At 42.8% G+C, this 16,519-nt stretch carries 14 protein-coding genes; 9 read left to right on the forward strand and 5 right to left on the reverse strand.

The window, feature by feature from the left end:
* Positions 1 to 27 precede the first annotated feature (27 nt).
* Entirely contained in the window at positions 28 to 894 is an 867-nt protein-coding gene (gene meaB, locus AC1DU2_RS10185; protein WP_477384097.1) for a methylmalonyl Co-A mutase-associated GTPase MeaB, read from the reverse strand.
* Positions 895 to 1,081: 187 nt separating this feature from the next.
* Between meaB and AC1DU2_RS10190 the strand changes: the two genes are divergently transcribed.
* The 5 genes from AC1DU2_RS10190 to AC1DU2_RS10210 all read left to right on the forward strand — a co-directional run bounded on the left by AC1DU2_RS10190 (position 1,082) and on the right by AC1DU2_RS10210 (position 6,925).
* Complete coding sequence (locus tag AC1DU2_RS10190; RefSeq protein ID WP_477384099.1) at positions 1,082 to 2,077, forward strand: glycosyltransferase family 9 protein; 996 nt, start codon at positions 1,082 to 1,084, stop codon at positions 2,075 to 2,077.
* A 71-nt stretch (positions 2,078 to 2,148) separates the two neighbouring features.
* Positions 2,149 to 3,150: a glycosyltransferase family 9 protein gene (locus AC1DU2_RS10195; protein WP_477353619.1), complete on the forward strand. Its 1,002-nt coding sequence runs from the start codon at positions 2,149 to 2,151 to the stop codon at positions 3,148 to 3,150.
* A 100-nt stretch (positions 3,151 to 3,250) separates the two neighbouring features.
* Positions 3,251 to 5,125: an ABC transporter ATP-binding protein gene (locus AC1DU2_RS10200; RefSeq protein WP_477384101.1), complete on the forward strand. Its 1,875-nt coding sequence runs from the start codon at positions 3,251 to 3,253 to the stop codon at positions 5,123 to 5,125.
* Positions 5,126 to 5,162: 37 nt separating this feature from the next.
* Positions 5,163 to 6,119, forward strand: a complete 957-nt coding sequence (locus tag AC1DU2_RS10205) for a hypothetical protein (protein ID WP_477384103.1) — start codon at positions 5,163 to 5,165, stop codon at positions 6,117 to 6,119.
* Positions 6,116 to 6,925: a DUF5672 family protein gene (locus tag AC1DU2_RS10210; protein ID WP_477384105.1), complete on the forward strand. Its 810-nt coding sequence runs from the start codon at positions 6,116 to 6,118 to the stop codon at positions 6,923 to 6,925. Before AC1DU2_RS10205 ends, AC1DU2_RS10210 begins: the two co-directional genes overlap by 4 nt.
* On the opposite strand, the gene AC1DU2_RS10215 is transcribed toward AC1DU2_RS10210, so the two are convergent.
* Positions 6,913 to 7,818 (reverse strand): glycosyltransferase, encoded by a 906-nt coding sequence (locus AC1DU2_RS10215; protein WP_477384107.1) that lies wholly within the window; start codon positions 7,816 to 7,818, stop codon positions 6,913 to 6,915. The two genes, AC1DU2_RS10210 and AC1DU2_RS10215, sit on opposite strands and share 13 nt — an antisense overlap.
* Positions 7,819 to 8,104: 286 nt before the next feature.
* Here AC1DU2_RS10215 and AC1DU2_RS10220 point away from each other — a divergent pair, with 286 nt between their 5' ends.
* Positions 8,105 to 9,130, forward strand: a complete 1,026-nt coding sequence (locus AC1DU2_RS10220; RefSeq protein WP_477384109.1) for a hypothetical protein — start codon at positions 8,105 to 8,107, stop codon at positions 9,128 to 9,130.
* A gap of 120 nt (positions 9,131 to 9,250) precedes the next feature.
* Here the strand turns inward: AC1DU2_RS10220 and AC1DU2_RS10225 are convergent, their stop codons facing one another.
* Positions 9,251 to 9,934, reverse strand: a complete 684-nt coding sequence (locus AC1DU2_RS10225) for a porin family protein (protein WP_147053557.1) — start codon at positions 9,932 to 9,934, stop codon at positions 9,251 to 9,253.
* 221 nt (positions 9,935 to 10,155) lie between these two features.
* Here AC1DU2_RS10225 and AC1DU2_RS10230 point away from each other — a divergent pair, with 221 nt between their 5' ends.
* The gene (locus tag AC1DU2_RS10230; protein ID WP_477384111.1) at positions 10,156 to 11,880 is read left to right on the forward strand and encodes a glycoside hydrolase family 3 protein; all 1,725 of its coding nucleotides are present in this window, start codon (positions 10,156 to 10,158) and stop codon (positions 11,878 to 11,880) included.
* Positions 11,881 to 11,987: 107 nt separating this feature from the next.
* Here AC1DU2_RS10230 and AC1DU2_RS10235 read toward each other — a convergent pair whose 3' ends face one another.
* Together AC1DU2_RS10235 and AC1DU2_RS10240 are read right to left on the reverse strand one after the other, a co-directional pair.
* Positions 11,988 to 12,287 (reverse strand): type II toxin-antitoxin system RelE/ParE family toxin, encoded by a 300-nt coding sequence (locus AC1DU2_RS10235; RefSeq protein ID WP_477353633.1) that lies wholly within the window; start codon positions 12,285 to 12,287, stop codon positions 11,988 to 11,990.
* 7 nt (positions 12,288 to 12,294) lie between these two features.
* Positions 12,295 to 12,528 (reverse strand): addiction module protein, encoded by a 234-nt coding sequence (locus AC1DU2_RS10240; protein ID WP_477353635.1) that lies wholly within the window; start codon positions 12,526 to 12,528, stop codon positions 12,295 to 12,297.
* 140 nt (positions 12,529 to 12,668) lie between these two features.
* Here AC1DU2_RS10240 and AC1DU2_RS10245 point away from each other — a divergent pair, with 140 nt between their 5' ends.
* Both AC1DU2_RS10245 and AC1DU2_RS10250 read left to right on the forward strand, forming a co-directional pair.
* Positions 12,669 to 15,839, forward strand: a complete 3,171-nt coding sequence (locus AC1DU2_RS10245; protein ID WP_477384113.1) for an ATP-dependent helicase — start codon at positions 12,669 to 12,671, stop codon at positions 15,837 to 15,839.
* A gap of 96 nt (positions 15,840 to 15,935) precedes the next feature.
* On the forward strand, positions 15,936 to 16,478 hold the full coding sequence (locus tag AC1DU2_RS10250; protein WP_477384115.1) for a transposase: 543 nt from the start codon (positions 15,936 to 15,938) through the stop codon (positions 16,476 to 16,478).
* Positions 16,479 to 16,519: the final 41 nt, after the last annotated feature.

The raw sequence follows: 16,519 nt of genomic DNA on the forward strand, positions 1-16,519 counted from the left end.
GCTTTCGACTTAAAACTGGTCGAGTCACTATAAATACGAATCGACAAAACTGTAAAGGTTAAAATCTTGATGCTTCAAAGCTTCGGCAACATCTTGCTGAAGCTTTTTTTTATCTATATGCTGCGTTAATTTATAGGCTAACAGCTTGTAAGCCTTCTCGGTAAGTAGTAGCTTTCTGCGTGGGTTTTTTATTTGTGCAGGTGTTTTTATAAACTCAGCAACTTCGGCAATCCCCGCCCCCAGCGATGCTGTTGTTTTGAATACCGGTGGCTGTCCATCTTTTTTTTGCCCTATTATTTTCTTCAGGTTATTGGCAAATACATCGGCATCGGCCCGGTCGGCTTTGTTAACAATGAAGGCGTCGGCAATTTCCATCAGGCCCGATTTAATGTGCTGCACTTCGTCGCCCCCTTCCGGCACCAATACCACAAGGGTAACGTCGGCCAGGCCGCTTATTTCAATTTCCGACTGGCCAACGCCAACGGTTTCTATCAGTACATAATCAAATCCGGCGGCACGTAATACATCGCTCATTTCGATGGTTTTGGCCGATAAACCGCCCAACGAACCGCGCGTAGCCAGCGAGCGGATAAAAACATCAGGATGGTTAAAGTGCGAAGACATCCGGATCCTATCGCCCAGCAACGAGCCAAAGTTAAATGGTGATGTGGGATCAATGGCCAAAACGGCTATTTTGTTGCCGTCCTTTAAAAGTAAATCTATTAAAGCATTCACCAGCGTGCTTTTGCCGGCGCCCGGGGGGCCGGTTATGCCAATTACCGGCGCAGGTTTATTAAATGTAAGGCCCTTCAATAGTTCCTGGCTTCCGGGCAGGTAGTTTTCAACAATGGTTAGTGCGCGGGCAACCTGTTTAAAGTTAATGCTATTCGTCATTCGGGTTTTGTTAAAAACAGCTGCCACATTCATATTTGTAAATGCAAATGACGAAAATTATCATAATAAAAGGCAATTTAATCTTTATTATTGCACTTGTACGGCCTGTGTTGAGTTTTAAGTTCTGAGTAAAAGAAAAGAATGAATACGGCGTTCGGCCCCAACAGCATATTCAACGTTTGCAACAATGCCCCAGCCCCCTAAGTCAAAAATACAGCACATATTGATAAGCCGTACAGATGCTATTGGCGATGTGGTGCTTACCTTGCCCATGGCTGCTTATATTAAAGAGCTGTTACCAGGGGCTGTGGTTTCGTTTTTAGGGCGCACTTATACCCAGCCCGTTATAAATACCTGTGCAGCGGTTGATATTTTTATTAACTACGACGAAATAAAAAAGCTATCCCAGGCGGAGCAGGTTAGCTATTTGAAAGATAAAAAAATAGATGCCATTATCCACGTGTTCCCCAATAAGCACGTAGCTCAAATAGCCGGGGCAGCCGGCATTAAACTGCGTATTGGTACTACCAATCGTGTTTTTCATTGGTTTACCTGTACCAAGCTTGTAAAACTAAGCCGTAAAAAATCCGATCTGCACGAAGCGCAACTCAATCTTATTTTATTAAAGCCGTTGGGTTTGAAGGCTGTACCATCGTTGCAGGATATAATTGAGCACATCAGTTTTGAAAGCAGGGCGTTGCTTCCTCCAGCGTTAGCCGGTAAATTATCAGCCGATAAATTTAACCTCATCATCCACCCAAAATCGCACGGCAGCGGGATGGAATGGGGACTTGATAATTATGCGGGGCTTATTGATGCCCTGCCTTCAGATATATTTAATATTATTATAACCGGGTCTGATAGAGAAAAAATATTGCTGGCCGATTGGATTGTAACCCTGCCCGCTACAGTAGTTGATATGACTGGTGAAATGAGTTTGCCACAACTTATTAGTTTAATCAGCCAGGCAGACGGGCTGATAGCCTCGGGTACCGGGCCCCTGCATATAGCGGCTATGGCGGGGATAAACACCCTTGGTTTATTCCCATCGGTAAAGCCTATTCATCCGGGGCGTTGGGCGCCATTGGGCAAAAAGGCCGGTTTTATAGAAAGCGGGACAGATAATCTGCTGCCATTGTCGGTAAACCTGGTAACAGAAAAAATAACCAGCTGGCTGCAATAACGATTAACGACGACCTTTAAAGCCAATTATTGTACTTTTGCCCAATTCATAACGCATAAAAATAAAAGTTAATGGCCCTGATAGATAACAAACAGATAAAGCATATTTTAATAAACAGGATTGATGCCATGGGCGATGTGGTATTGCAACTGCCCACCTGTATTTATTTAAAACAGTTGTATCCCGATGTTACCATTAGCATGTTGGGCCGTAGCTATACTAAGCCCGTGGTTGATGCCTGCAAGGCAATTGACCATTTTATTAATTATGATGAGATTGGCGCTTTATCAACAAATGAGATAGCCGCCATTTTTAAGGAGAAAGGCATCGACGCCATAGTACATGAGTTTCCGAAAAGGCATATTGCCGAAGCCGCCAAAAAAGCAGGCGTAAAACTAAGGATAGGTACCACAAGCCGTAATTATCATTTTTTTACCTGTAACCGGTTAATCAGGTTAAGCAGGGGCAAATCAGACCTGCACGAAGCACAGCAAAATATTTATTTGTGCAAACCGCTTGGCGTTACCCATATCCCAACGCTTGGCACTATTGCATACTATTATAAAGATAATTTTAAACCGTCTATTGAGTTACCCGCCCGGTTTAAAGATCAGCTGACTAACGATAAGTTTAATTTAATTATCCACTCCAAATCAAACGGGAATGGCAGGGAGTGGGATATGGATAGGTTTACCGCCCTTATTAAGCTTTTACCGGCAGATAAATTCCGCATTTTTATCACAGGATCTGAAAAAGAACATGAATTGTTTAAAAGCTGGATTCCGAAACTACCGGCACATGTGATTGATTTAAGTGGTAAAATGTCGCTTAACGAATTGATTGCCTTTATATATAACGCCGATGGTTTGCTTGCATCCGGCACAGGGCCACTGCATGTTGCGGCCGCTTCGGGCATTCACACGCTTGGTTTGTTCCCAATTTCCAGGTCAATAAACGCCACCCGCTGGGCTCCCCTGGGCATCAAAGCCGAGCATATTGAAAGCGACTCGGATACCCTGGACAGTATTTCTGTCGAGATGGTTTTTGACAGGATAAGCAACTGGGTAAAGTAGGCAGCAATAATTAAAGCGTTATTATCGTTTAAAATACGCCCCAAAAACTAAGTATTTATAATAGCCGCTATTTAGTTAATTTTGCGGTTCAACTTTTTGAATGAAAACTTATTTCAGATTACTATCGTTTGCCCGTCCTATCGGAAAATTCGCATTTCCATACTTTGTTTTAACTCTTTTATCGATCATATTTAATACATTAAATTACGCATTGCTGGCACCCCTGTTAAAGGCAATTTTTGACCCTGCCGCCAAGAAGTTGCTTATACGGCCCGAAAATTGGTGGAATCCATTAAAAGATCTAAATTATTTTGCCCAAGTAGCAAACCTGCATTATGGAACTTTGGGAGCGCTCAAATTTATTTGCGTGGCTATCGTTGTATCGGTTTTATTGAGTAACGTGTTCAGGTATTTTTCGCAAAGGATTATGGAGAACCTGCGTATTTATACATTGCTTAATCTGCGCCGTACAGTTTTCAATAACGTAATGAATCTACATCTTGGCTATTTTAACAATGAACGAAAGGGAGACATTCTTTCAAAAATATCCGCCGACGTTCAAGTTGTCCAATTTTCAGTTACAGGTACATTGCAGGTAGCCTTTAAAGAGCCTTTTCAGCTTTTATTTTACCTGATAACTTTATTTGTTATATCTGTTAAATTAACGTTGTTTTCGATGTTAGTTATTCCAATATCTGCTTTTGTTATTTCAAGAATAGTAAAACGATTGAAAGAACAGGCTAAGGCATCGCAGGAAACCTATGGTAATATGATAAGCAACCTTGACGAGGCACTGTCAGGCATCAAGATCATCAAAGCCTTTAACGCGACGCAGTTTATCAAAAATAGGTTTGATCATGAAAATAAGGAATATTCCCGAATAACCCGTTCAATGGCCAAAAGGCAACAAATGGCTTCACCGGTATCAGAGTTTTTAGGGGTTTTAATGGTAGCGGGTATTGTATTGTACGGGGGATCATTGATAATCAACCACGAAGGATCACTTACTGCAGATAACTTTATTGTTTATATTGCAATGTTTTCGCAAATCATGCGACCTGCAAAAGCCATCTCTGACTCATTTAGCAACATTCATTCCGGCATTGCCGCTGGTGAGCGGGTGTTAGCTTTGATTGATGAAAAGCCGCAAATTGTAAATATGCCAAATGCTGTTGAATTAGAAGATTTCAATGATAAAATCACGTTTGAAAATGTGTTTTTTTCATATAATGATAAGTCGGCTTTAAAGGTTCCCGCCACAATGGGAATTGAGCCGGTAGATATTGACAAATCGGTTTTAAAGGGTCTGAATCTCACCATTCCTAAAGGAAAAACAGTTGCCCTGGTTGGGCCATCCGGAGGTGGAAAAACAACGACAATGGATTTGCTACCTCGTTTTATTGAACCACAGGCAGGGTTAATTAGTGTTGATGGAATAGACATCAGGAATGTTACGATGGAATCGCTGCGTGCTTTAATGGGAATTGTTAACCAGGAATCGATATTGTTTAATGATACTATTTTTAACAATATTGCCTTTGGTAAACCCAATGTAACCCAGGAGCAGGTAGAAGCCGCCGCGCGTATTGCTAATGCCCATAATTTTATTTTAGAAACGGATAACGGGTATGAAACTAACACTGGCGATCGCGGCTCAAAACTATCCGGTGGGCAAAGGCAACGTATTTGTATAGCCCGCGCTGTATTAAGTAACCCACCTATTATGCTGCTCGACGAGGCTACCTCGGCCTTAGATACCGAATCGGAAAAACTTGTGCAGGAGGCTTTAAATAATCTGATGCAAAACCGCACCTCGCTGATTATTGCCCACCGCCTGAGTACTATTCAAAATGCCGATTTAATTATTGTACTGGATAACGGCCGGGTTGCCGAGCAGGGCACCCACCTGGAGCTGATGAACCATAACGGTGTTTACCGCAGGCTGATTGATATGCAAACATTTACGGCGGATTAATAAAATAGCATTGTCGACAAATTTTTGATTAAGCAAAATGATACAAAAAAAGGGTTTTATAGGTACTTACTGGCTTAAATACACCAATAGGGAAGGCTATAAAACTTACAAGTGGGAGTTAAGCAATTATAAGAAAGTAGAATTTATACAGTTTTTAACCGGTAATGAACGCTTAACCACGCCGGCTAAAATTCGGGTTGCTGCCAAAACCAATCATCAGCTCAATTTAAATCACAGTGGCAATGCCGGCGATATCATATACGCTATGGCCACTATAAAAAAGCTGGCCGAAACTGTTAAGGTGCCCATCAACTTATATTTAAGGGCCGGTCAGCCTTTAATGATAGCCAACCCTGCAAAGCACCCCTTAGGTGGTGTAATGCTCAATGCCAAAATGATAGATATGCTGGCGCCTTTAATAAACTCGCAACCTTACATCAATACCTTGAGTGAATTAAAGGACGAGGTTATTGACGTCGATCTTGATTTTTTCAGGGCCGGGCATATCCCTATGGATAGATGCAATATTGCCCACTGGTGCGCCTACGTTACCGGCGTAACACCCGATCTTTGGAAAAGCTGGCTTGATGTTGAACCGGATATGGCCTTTGCCGGTTACATAGTTATTGCCCGCAGCGAAAGGTACCGGAACATAACTACCGATTATTCATTTTTGAGTAAGTACGATAAATTGAAATTTATAGGGGTTGAATCGGAGTACGAAGATATCAAAAAACAAATCCCCAATATTGAATGGCTGCAGGTAAGCGATTTTTTACAAATGGCGCGGGTAATAGCCGGTTGTAAATTTTTTATCGGCAACCAATCGTTCCCGTTCTCAATTGCCGAAGCTCTTAAAGTGCCCCGGGTACTGGAGGTTTGTTATGATGTGATTAATGTGGTACCAGAAGGGCCGGGCGGGCACGATTTTCTTTTTCAGGATCATTTTGAATCTTTAGTTGCAGAACTTTACACCAAAACAACACAGGTATGATTACGCCCCAAAAAGTTGTTGTAATAGTTCCCATCTATAAAAATGAACTTTCGGTTTTAGAAAAAGTAGCGCTTACGCAAATGCAGCTTGTGTTAGCCGCTTATCCGCGTATTGTTGTTAAGCCGGAATCGCTTATTTTATCAGATGAAATTACCGCTTTTAATTTTACAGCCGCAGAAAGTTTTGACGACCATTTTTTTAAAGGCATTGAAGGCTATAATGCGCTGATGCTGTCAGATATCTTTTACAATCGTTTTTTTGGGTACGAATTTATGCTTATCCATCAACTGGATGCTTTTGTATTTAGCGATGAGCTTGCTTTTTGGTGCAACCAGCCATATGACTACATTGGAGCGCCATGGATACCGCCGGGTAAGTACCCCGATATGGTTAAAGCCATTAAATCAAAAATTCAATTTTATTACCACGCCCGTTATAATGTGCAAAAAAATGGGGTGCCATCGCCAATGCAGTACGAGTACAGGGTTGGCAACGGTGGCTTATCGCTGCGCCGGGTTAAAAAATTTCATGAGTTGAGCATTAGCATGCGCCATAAAATGGATGTTTATTTAACCCGTCATGAGCACGAGTTTAATGAGGATATTTTCTGGAGCATCGAGGTAAACCGCAAGCGGAAACTATTAAAAATTCCATCCTACAAAACCGCGTTAAAATTTTCTGTTGAGCAGCCCCCCGCAAGGTGCATCGAGTTAAATAACAACCAATTGCCTTTTGGCTGCCATGCATGGGATTTACACCTTGACTTTTGGCGACCTATTTTTAAAACCAGCGGCTACCAGATATAACTTGCCAACGAAGGTTTCGATTTAATGTATTTTTTAAAAATATGGAACTTCAGTTTAAAAAACAGCTTTGAGTTAAGTTGAAAAAAACGCCTGTTTTTCCAAAGCATTTTAATGGCGGTAGATATAGGGTAGTTGAACTTGATCAACTCATCAATAAAATTTTTAAAGGTATTTTTTTCGATAAAAAAGATCTGTTCGGCCGTAAGCTTGCAGGCTTTTATAGGCAGAAATTTGTTCCACTTATTGTGTAATTTCAGGTTTTCTTCCATCCATACATCGTTAAACAATCCTTCAGAAAAGTGGTTGAGCAATATATCGAATGTAACAGCCACCTTATATTTTTGACTTATCGATAAGGAGAAATCAATATCGTACCCATGAAAGCCTTTAAGGGTGATTTCATCAAACATAAATTCCTCGGCTATTTCCCTGGTAGTAGCCATAAATACACCGTCGATACATACTACTTCGGCAAGGCGTTGCTTACCGGGGTTATGGTAGGCATGCCGCGCTTTCTCTTTTTTGTATTTGAATGATTGTATAAGGTTATGATAGTGCGTATAAGCGCCCACGCCGCCCACGCCCGAGGGAGCCAGCGGTTTATAGCTGCTGCCTGCTATGCCTATTAAACCTAACTTGGGGTCTTGCTCAAATAAAGCTAATAGTTTTTGGCCCCAGTTATTGGTTTTTATCAACACATCTTCATGCACAAAACATAAAAAATCATATTGAGCGCGCAGCATTGCTTTATTGTATACCTCGCAGATGCCCATTTGCCCCTTGCTGTTATCGGTAGCAATAATTTCGAACGGAACGCCGATTGTGGCATTGATATTTTCACTTACCTGTTGCAGATTAGCTTTATTAACGGATGAAATAATAATTGATATCATTCAGTAATATGTTTTTCCGGTAAAAAAGTAGATGTTAATAATCTAACGGATAAAAAACGCATTTAATGCAATTTTTATCGTGTTTAAATCAATTACGTGCGTTTTTGTTAATGTGATACAGTTTTTGCCGAAAAAAGTTTTTTATTTTATTGGTAGCTTACAGGAAAATACAGCATAGTATTTGTGCATTTGTAGCAGATATATAAATTATCTCGTATTGCAATAAATTGAAAATGACAATAATGATTACGCCGGATTTTAAATTGCTAAAAACAACAAGCCAGTTTTGACAAAGAATTTGACTGAAATAAAGTGCCTGCCCGCAACCAAAATTTATATTTTTTGCCCGGCAGGATACGCCACCGGCGGCCCCGAGGCTTTACACCAGTTAGGCGCCAAACTAATGCACATGGATTTTAACGTATTTATGTATTACTACGCTACCCCCGATAGCGTGGATATAGTGCATAAAAACTATGAAAAATACACCGTGCCTGTTGCCGGAAGCATCGAAAACAGCGCCCCAAATATTATCATATTGCCCGAAACGCACCTGCTGCCCATTTTTGATAATGGGTATAAAAAGGTGCGCAAAGTTATCTGGTGGCTTAGCGTGGTTAATTATTACATTACCCAAAATAATCTTACCCAAAGTTTACAGTACAAAAAATATTTTAAACTGAAAAATTACCTGGGCAAATATCCTACAGCATCATTCGGCAGGCTTAAACGCCGCATGGATGTGCAGCACATCAGCCATTCTTACTACTCGCAGGTGCACCTGCTCGAAAATGGCATAAAGCCAGTTGGCCGGATCTCGGACTACATGAACAGTGCTTTTTTTGATATGGTAGATGAAGCTGCGCCTAAAGAAAACCTGGTAATATACAACCCCATTAAAAACGACGATTTTTTAGATAAGATCATTACCCTTACACCCACTATTAAATGGGTGCCCATTAAGAACATGACGCCTGCTGAAGTAGCAGCCTTGATGAACAGGGCCAAACTATATGTAGATTTTGGTTTCCACCCCGGCAAAGAACGTATGCCGCGCGAGGCCTGTATTATGCGTTGCTGTTTGATTATCGGCAAAACCGGCTCGGCGGCGTATCAACAGGATATGCCTATTCCAGAACAATATAGATTTGATAAAGAGGATGCCCAAATCCCGGAAATTATCGACCGGATAAATGAATGTTTAAATAACTACCATGAGTTGATAAAAGATTTTGCACCCTACCGGCAAGTCCTTTACACGGAAGAGCGGCAGTTTGAACAAGATATTCAAAAGGTATTTAGACGCGCCTAAAGCGGAAAGCATAAAGCAGAAAGCTGAAGAGTTTCAATACAAGAGCCATACGGCAATTCCGTATGGCTCTTGTTCAATAGCTTTAAGCTTTAGGCCTTCGGCATTAAGCTTAAAAAGCTTTTATTGAAATTTAAACCCTAAACCAATTTGCCAAACCTGGTTGCGGTAGTTAGGCAGGTAGGAATTATCATCCGGGCGGCTGGTAGTAAGGTCGATGTTATAGCGCCCTCTAAGCTCAATGTTTCGGCTCAAATCAACACTAAGGCCAATAACGCCGCTTACGTCGGTATGGTCGCCGCGGTTGTTATAGTATTGCTCCTGCTCGGTAATAAAACCGGTTTCATAAGTGTTTTTGGTTGATGCCAAAAAGTTGATGGATGGGCCTACCAAAAAGTTGAATTGCGGTGCCAGCTTAACCTTTAACAGCAAGGGTACATCAATATAATTGGTGCGTTGCGTAAACTTGCCGTAATCGGTATTGGCTGTATAACCTTTGCCCGAATACAAAACTTCGGGGGCAAATGATATTGGATAAGCAATAGGGATATCCAACGTTAAACCACCGTTAAAACCGGCGATAGAATTGGTGCTGAAGTTGGAGTTATCGGCATCAATAGTGTTTGAAATGTTTAAGCCGCCGGTTAAGCCAACTTTTATGCGGTAAAAATCGTCCTGGCTCTGGCGTGGGCGTTCGCGGCGTTCTTCACGGTAACGGGGCCTGCGGCGTGGCGGGCCGTAATATCCTTGTGCGCTGGCGTCATATACCGCAAAAAGGCAGATAGCAAAAAAAATAATCTTCTTCATGTTAGTGTGTTTTTATATATCCATAGAATAAAAAATATCGCGAAGGTTTAATTGGACACTAATTGCACGAATTTTTCTAATTACACTAATCTGCGCGCAGGTTTTGTCTGTATCACTATCAATTCGTGCAATTCGCTTTAATTCGTAAAATTCGTGTTGTATCAATTCGTGAAATTCGATTTAATTAGCTCTTAATTCGTGTTTCGTGTTTACATTTGAACATGCCAAAATTGAAAACTTACTGCTGTTTAATATTAGCTATCTCCCTTAATTTTATCGTTATAAAGGCTTTCGCACAAAAAGAAAGCTATATCCAAAGCCTCAATACGCAAAACCATTGGGTGGATTCTGTTTATCATAAACTGAGCCGTAAGCACCGTATTGCACAATTATTATTTGTGCGGGCGCACACCAATAAGGGGCAGGCCTATGCCGATTCGGTTGGTAAAGTGATCAAGGATCAGCAAATTGGCGGCCTGGTTTTTTTCCAGGGCGGCCCCGGCCGGCAGCTAAACCTGGTTAACCAATATCAAAAACTGGCAAAAATACCCTTGCTGATAGCCATGGATGGCGAGTGGGGCCTGGGCATGCGCCTGGATTCGACGGTATCATACCCTTACCAGATGACGCTTGGCGCTATACAGGATAATACCCTGATATACAAAATGGGGAGGCAGGTAGCTGCCGATTTTAAACGCATAGGCGCTCATTTTAATCTGGCGCCCGATATGGATGTAAACAATAACCCTAATAACCCGGTGATCAACTACCGCTCATTTGGCGATAATAAATATAACGTGGCCAAAAAGGGCATAGCCTATTTTACAGGCATGCAGGATGCCGGTTTGCTTACTGCCGCCAAACATTTCCCCGGCCATGGCGATACCAATGTAGATTCGCATTTTGATTTGCCCTTGTTGCCTTATAGCCGTGCCCGGCTGGATTCGTTGGAAGAATACCCTTTTCGCGAAGCTATTGCAGCCGGCATCAGCGGGGTGATGATAGCGCACATGAGCATCCCTGCATTGGATACCACCACCCATTTGCCGTCAACGTTATCGCGCCCCATCATTACCGGTATTTTAAAAGATTCGCTGAAGTTTAAAGGCCTGGTGGTATCAGACGCCATGGAGATGAAAGGCGTTGTAAAATATTTCCCCAATGGCGACGCTGATGTAAAAGCTTTTGTTGCCGGTATGGACGTTATCGAGCTGTCTGAAAATTCAGATCGCGCCATTAAACTCATTCGGAAAGCCTTACGCCATGGCGCTATTAGTAAAGCCGAGTTTGAAATCAAAGTTAAAAAAGTACTTGCTGCCAAATACTGGGCCGGGCTAAATCAATACCAGGCAGCGGCTCCGGCCAATTTCAGTGCCGATATTAACAGCCCTGCGCAAAAAGAATTGGTGCAGCAATTAAGCGATGCCGCCGTAACCGTATTGAAAGGCGATGTATCAACCATTAAGCTAAACCCGTTTTTAAAAACAGCCATCGTGAGTATTGGCGTATCCTCGCCAACCGTGTTTCAGCAGGAAGCCGCCAAAAGTTTCCCCAACTGTAAACTGTTTATGATTGATAAAAACACCCCGGCTATCGGCCTCAAAAATATATTGGACTTGTTAAGCCAGTACCAGCAGGTAATAGTTGGCGTACACGATACCCGCCTGCGCCCACAAAGCAAACTGGATTACAGCAGCGATGTAAAATTGATGATAGCCGACCTGGCCGGTCGGCCTAACACGGTGATCAGCGTTTTTGCCAATGCCTACACCATAGCCGGCCTGCCCGGTATCGAAAAAAGTAACGCCCTGGTGGTATGCTATCAAAACAGCCCCGAGCTACAAAAATCAGTAGTAAAAGTACTAATGGGTACTTTGAAGCCAACGGGTAAATTGCCGGTGAGCGTTAATATGTTTTTCCCTACGGGGACTGGGATAGGGTTGTAGTTGGGGGGGAATTATTTTGCGTTAGGGATGGGCGCGGATACCGGCCCGGGCGTAATGCCTGCAGGCGTATGAGCATACAGCCCGGACCGCAGGTAACGCCCCAAAGTCTATTTCCGAAATTTTTTGCTGGGATTGCGACTGGTATGAAATATAGCCATCACGGTAATCTGTTTAAGATTTTCATCGATTACGTAAACAATCAAGAACGGAAATTTTTCAGTTAATGCCTGGTGAAATTGATTATAGTCGGCCTTGTAGTGATAAGGGTTCCTGCTAATTTGATTTAGCTTTCTGCGGATGGCGGTTTCAAACACATCGCCAAGTCCCGATTGTTGCTCTTCATACCACAAAAATGCATTTGAGAATTCTTTGGTTGCTTCCTGCCGAATTTTTAAATCATAACTCATTGATAAATTATTTTACCAATGATTGTTTTGCGATAGTCAAGGTTTCATCCCAGGTAAATGATTGGCCTAATCCGTTTTGATGGTCACTAAATCTTTTGTCCAATTCCTCTTTTTGGGCTTTGGTAAGTTCGTAACTGTCAGAGATTTCATTTTGCAACAAGGTATAAATAGCTTTTAGTTTATCATCTTCTGCCGTTTCAATATATTCATGCAATTGTTTTCTTATTTGTGATGTACGCATATATTTTACCTTTTCACAAATTTAAAATATTTCGGTGAAGTTCTATGCTATATAGACACCAGTAAATAATTTATTTAAAACAACATTCCTACCCGCAAGTTGCCATCCCGCCCCTGCTTTCCTATCTTTACTCAACAATTATGCAATCCAACTTCAACAAATACAACGATAAATTCCAATCGGCTTTAGCCGGGCTAAACCCCGAGCAATTGGCTGCCGTAAATAAAATGGATGGCCCTGTGCTGGTAGTAGCGGGGCCGGGTACAGGTAAAACGCAGATCCTGGCGGCACGTATTGGCAAAATATTAACCGATACCGATGCCCTGCCCAGCGAGATCCTGTGCCTTACCTATACCGATGCCGGGGCCGTGGCCATGCGTAAGCGCTTGTTTGAGTTTATCGGCCCGGATGCTTACCGCATCAACATATATACTTTCCATGCCTTTTGTAACGAGATTATCCAGGAAAACCTGGAGTATTTTGGCAAGCTGAACCTGGAATCACTATCTGATCTGGAATCGGCCATGCTGTTTCGCGAATTGGTAGATGAGTTTGATAATGACCACCTGCTGAAACGTTTTACCGGCGATGTGTATTACGATACCAAGCGCCTGAAAGACCTGTTTAGTACTATGAAGCGCGAGAACTGGGATGCGACGATGATCGAGGCGGCCGTGCAGGAGTACCTGGACGATATCCCCAATCGCGAAGAGTTTGTGTACAAACGCGCCAACTCCAAAACCGGCATTAAGGTAGGCGACCCCAAACAAAAGGATATTGATGCCGCGCACGAACTGATGAAAAAACTGGTTGCCGCTGTACGCGAATACCAGAACTACGATGTTAAAATGAAAGCCAAAGGCCGTTATGATTATGACGACATGATCATTTGGGTACTGCGTGCTTTCCGCGATAACGAGGAGATACTGCGCAAATACCAGGAGCGTTACCAGTATATTTTGGTAGATGAGTTCCAGGATACCAGTGGGTCGCAAAATGAGTTGCTGCGCTTTTTGCTAAACTATTGGGATGTGCCCAACGTATTTGTGGTGGGCGATGACGACCAGTCGATATTCAAGTTCCAGGGGGCCAACATGAGCAATATCCTTGATTTTGCCAGCGATTATGTGAGCACCCTTAAAACGGTGGTGCTGAAGCACAACTACCGGTCGAACCAGCACATCCTGGATATATCTAAGGCGCTGATTGATAATAACCAGGAGCGCTTAACCAAACAGCTAAAGCTGGATAAGGATTTACAGGCTTCGCACGCGCGCTTCACGGAGATGGCCGTTGAGCCGGTGATTCGTGAGTACGAGAACCCCGACCAGGAACTGGTAGACGTATCGGCACAAATAAAACAATTGATTGATAACGGCACCGAGCCCGGCGAGATAGCCGTTATTTACCGCAACCACAGCCAGGTGGAAGAAATGATCCAATACCTGGAGGTAAAGAAAATAGCCGTAAACACCAGGCGTAAAATAGATATACTTACTCAACCGTTTGGCGAAAAGATCATCAACATTATGCGCTACCTGATGCAGGAATTGGATTCGCCTTATAGCGGTGATGAGCTGCTGTTTGAGATACTGCATTACGATTTTTTTAACATTGCACCCATAGAAATTGCCAAGGCCAGCATAGCGGTATCGCAGGAAAACTTTGCTGCCAATAGCCGCGATAAGGTTAAAACATCCATCCGTAGGTACATCAGCGAGCTGCGGCCACCTGCCCAGGCAGATTTGTTTGCGCCTGATAAGTACATGGAGATGAGGTACCTCATGAACAATATTGATGATTTGCTAAAATCGGCCGTAAATTCAACGCTACAGGCGTTTTTCCAGGATGTGATTGCCAAAATGGGTATCCTGAAATATATTATGCAGCAGCCCGATAAAGGTGGCTATATGCAAATGCTCACCAGTTTCTTCGATTTTTTAAAGGATGAGAGCCGTAAGAATCCCGATATCAAACTATCCGACCTGATTGCCACCATCGAACTGATGAAAAAGAACGGTATCCGGCTTGATTTGAACAAAGTGATCTTCAGCGATAACGGCGTTAACTTTTTAACCGCCCACGGCTCCAAAGGGCTGGAGTTTGAGCACGTTTTTTTTATTGGCTGCGACAAACGTACCTGGGACAGCAAGGGCCGCAACAGCGGCTTTAGCTTGCCGGATACCCTTACCCGCGCCGTATCTGACGATATTGCCCAAAAAGAGGAGGCCCGCCGTTTATTTTATGTGGCGGTTACCCGTGCCAAGCAATGCCTCATGATATCATACGCGGGCAAGGATAAAAAAGGGAAAGACCAGGAAGCAAGCCAGTTTATTGGCGAAATTTTGGCCAGTACCGATACACAACTGCAATACCCCAAAGTACCGGCCGATACCATGGTCGATTTTATTGCCACCCAGTTTAGCGAGGTGGAAAAACCAAAGGTGGAGCTGCTGGATAAAAACTACATTAACCAGCTGCTGCAAAGTTACACGCTATCGGTAACGCATTTAAACAACTATTTGGATTGCCCGCTGCGGTTTTATTTTCAGTGTTTGATCAGGGTGCCATCCGGCAAAAGTCCGTCGGCTACGTTTGGGCAGGCGGTACACTGGGCGCTTAACAAAACGTATCGGCTTTTGAAGGAAAACCAGGACGAGTTCCTGTCAACAGAGCAGTTCATGAACGAATTCAAATGGTACATGGCCCGTAACCGCGATTCGTTTACCAAAGATGAATACAAGCTGCGCCTGGCCTACGGCGAGAAGATATTGCCACCATATTATGAGCAAAACGTAGGCGGCTGGAACAAAATAGCCGTAACCGAAAAATCGATCAAAAATATCGAGATAAACGGCGTACCCATTAAAGGTAACCTGGATAAAATGGAGTTCGACGGTAAAAACGTTACCGTAGTTGATTATAAAACGGGCAAGGTAAGGAATGCCAAAGACAAACTGCTGCGCCCCACATTTGACGCCCCCATGGGTGGCGACTACTGGCGCCAGGGCGTGTTTTACAAAATATTGGTAGATCATGACCGCACCAACGACTGGGAGGTTATTGACACCATTTTTGATTTTGTAGAACCCGTAAGCGAAGGCGAATACTACCGGGAAAAATACGTGATCAGCCCGGCAGATATTGAGCTGGTAACCGAACAGATCACCGATACCTACGCCAAAATTATGGCCCACGAATTCAGCACCGGCTGCGGCAAAAAAGAGTGCGATTGGTGCCATTTTGTAAAAACAAATTTTAAACAGGCCGAGGTGGTTTTGAACGGGGTAAGCGAGGAGGAAGAGGAATAGTTTTTTGTAGAGACGCATAATTGCGTCTGCTAATATGCATTTTCCGTAGAGACGCATCACATGCGTCTCCCGCAGGACAATCAAACTATGCAACAAATGGAAGATAAATTTCAAAATAAATACCGTACAGCTTCATCCCGCCTTTCAAGATGGGATTATGGCTCTCATGGATTGTATTTTATAACCATTTGTACCAAACCGCGTCTCCCATATTTTGGCGATGTTATTATACCCGAAGATCCGGATAATACATTTGTTGAATACACAGATATTGGTAAGGCAACCTATACAAACTGGTTAAGAATTCCGGAACTTCATCCGTATGTGCAATTGAATGATTTTGTGATTATGCCCGACCATGTCCATGGTATATTGTTCTTTAATAAGCCTGACAAAAACAATTGGGAGCCCAACAAATTTGGCCCACAAAGAAATAATTTAGCATCTGTTTTGCGAGGTTATAAGGGATCGTTAACTCAATATTCAATTCTGAATAATATTGAATTTGGATGGCAGTCCCGTTATCACGACAGAGTTATAAGAAACGAAAAAGAATACAATAATATTAGGCAGTATATTTATCAAAATCCGCGAAATTGGCTTTCGGATAAAAATGGATTCGAGAAATTTTATTTGTAATCGAATGTAAAGACGCATCACATGCGTCTCCCGCATGCAAA

Source organism: Mucilaginibacter sp. P4_C11 (genome assembly GCF_056402115.1).

Bases quoted from the DNA above. Each gene is read 5' to 3' on its own strand.
- AC1DU2_RS10205 (WP_477384103.1), top strand. From the start codon at position 5,163: ATGATACAAAAAAAGGGTTTTATAGGTACTTACTGGCTTAAATACACC.
- AC1DU2_RS10250 (WP_477384115.1), top strand. From the start codon at position 15,936: ATGGAAGATAAATTTCAAAATAAATACCGTACAGCTTCATCCCGCCTT.
- AC1DU2_RS10210 (WP_477384105.1), top strand. From the start codon at position 6,116: ATGATTACGCCCCAAAAAGTTGTTGTAATAGTTCCCATCTATAAAAAT.
- AC1DU2_RS10195 (WP_477353619.1), top strand. From the start codon at position 2,149: ATGGCCCTGATAGATAACAAACAGATAAAGCATATTTTAATAAACAGG.
- AC1DU2_RS10240 (WP_477353635.1), bottom strand. From the start codon at position 12,528: ATGCGTACATCACAAATAAGAAAACAATTGCATGAATATATTGAAACG.
- AC1DU2_RS10235 (WP_477353633.1), bottom strand. From the start codon at position 12,287: ATGAGTTATGATTTAAAAATTCGGCAGGAAGCAACCAAAGAATTCTCA.
- AC1DU2_RS10190 (WP_477384099.1), top strand. From the start codon at position 1,082: ATGCCCCAGCCCCCTAAGTCAAAAATACAGCACATATTGATAAGCCGT.
- AC1DU2_RS10200 (WP_477384101.1), top strand. From the start codon at position 3,251: ATGAAAACTTATTTCAGATTACTATCGTTTGCCCGTCCTATCGGAAAA.
- AC1DU2_RS10215 (WP_477384107.1), bottom strand. From the start codon at position 7,818: ATGATATCAATTATTATTTCATCCGTTAATAAAGCTAATCTGCAACAG.
- meaB (WP_477384097.1), bottom strand. From the start codon at position 894: ATGACGAATAGCATTAACTTTAAACAGGTTGCCCGCGCACTAACCATT.
- AC1DU2_RS10230 (WP_477384111.1), top strand. From the start codon at position 10,156: ATGCCAAAATTGAAAACTTACTGCTGTTTAATATTAGCTATCTCCCTT.
- AC1DU2_RS10225 (WP_147053557.1), bottom strand. From the start codon at position 9,934: ATGAAGAAGATTATTTTTTTTGCTATCTGCCTTTTTGCGGTATATGAC.
- AC1DU2_RS10245 (WP_477384113.1), top strand. From the start codon at position 12,669: ATGCAATCCAACTTCAACAAATACAACGATAAATTCCAATCGGCTTTA.